The sequence below is a fragment of the Burkholderia sp. Ac-20353 genome (genome assembly GCF_017104785.1).
In the GTDB taxonomy this organism is placed as follows: Bacteria; Pseudomonadota; Gammaproteobacteria; order Burkholderiales; family Burkholderiaceae; genus Burkholderia.
In genome coordinates, this window is the sequence record NZ_JAAGPL010000585.1 from 1 (window position 1) to 254 (window position 254).

Consider the following 254-nt stretch of genomic DNA (forward strand, 5'->3'; position numbering starts at 1 on the left):
CGCCTGCGCACGCTTTACGCCCAGTAATTCCGATTAACGCTTGCACCCTACGTATTACCGCGGCTGCTGGCACGTAGTTAGCCGGTGCTTATTCTTCCGGTACCGTCATCCCCCGACCATATTAGGGCCAAGGATTTCTTTCCGGACAAAAGTGCTTTACAACCCGAAGGCCTTCTTCACACACGCGGCATTGCTGGATCAGGCTTTCGCCCATTGTCCAAAATTCCCCACTGCTGCCTCCCGTAGGAGTCTGG

Annotated in this window: 1 rRNA gene; it reads right to left on the reverse strand. The window is 55.1% G+C overall.

The features are described from left to right. Positions 1–254, reverse strand: a 16S ribosomal RNA gene (locus G3N94_RS42080); the annotation flags it as partial.